General features: G+C 59.4%; 2 protein-coding genes. Both read left to right on the top strand.

Annotated features, from left to right (window positions below):
* Window positions 1-389 (top strand): tRNA (5-methylaminomethyl-2-thiouridine)(34)-methyltransferase MnmC2 (mnmC2, locus tag ACR0EL_RS22010; protein ID WP_480502291.1); only part of this gene is annotated, 389 nt, incomplete at its 5' end.
* Window positions 386-849: EamA family transporter (locus ACR0EL_RS22015; protein WP_480502292.1), on the top strand; the 464-nt coding region annotated here is incomplete at its 3' end. The genes mnmC2 and ACR0EL_RS22015, both read left to right, overlap by 4 nt.

Here is an 849-nt window from a genome sequence, read left to right on the forward strand (position 1 = left end):
CGCCTGACGATATGGCGCGTGCTTTAGCCGCCTTCCCCGAGATGACACCGTGGGCCGATCGCTTTCTGAAAACATGGAATGGGCAGAAATGCGTGCTGGACACGTTGCATCTTGAGGTCATGGTCGGAGACGCGCGCCAGACCTTGCCCACATGGGCAGGTGAGGCAGATGCGTGGTTTCTGGATGGCTTCTCACCCGCAAAAAACCCCGAGCTGTGGGGGGCTGACCTGATGCAGCAGGTGGCGGAGCGCACGATCCAAGGCGGTACAGCGGCAACCTATACTGCCGCGGGTTTCGTGCGTCGGGGTCTATCCGACGCAGGTTTTGATGTTACCCGCAGACCCGGCTTTGGCCGTAAACGGCACATGACCCGGGCGGTGAAGCAATGAGCCAGAAGAACAACGTCAACGCCGGTATAGCGCTTATGGTCAGCGCGACGATCGTGTTTGCTTTGCAGGATGGGATTTCGCGCCATCTGGCCGGTACTTACAATACGTATATGGTGGTGATGATCCGGTACTGGTTCTTTGCCGCATTCGTGATTGCCCTGGCTGCGAGATCCAGCGGAGGTTTGCGGGCGGCGGCGCAAACCAGCCAGTTGGGACTCCAGATATTCCGGGGTGTGTTACTGGCCGCAGAAATTTGTGTCGCCGTTTTCAGCTTTACCATTCTGGGCTTGATTGAAAGCCAGGCCGTTTTCATCAGCTATCCGCTGTTGATCGCTGCTCTCAGCGGCCCGGTTCTGGGTGAGAAAGTCGGCTGGCGTCGCTGGGCCGCCATCGGGGTCGGCTGCATCGGGGTGGTGGTCATCCTGCAGCCCGGTGCCGGTGTGTTCAACCCTTGGGCTGT

This window comes from Ruegeria sp. AH12 (assembly GCF_056541465.1).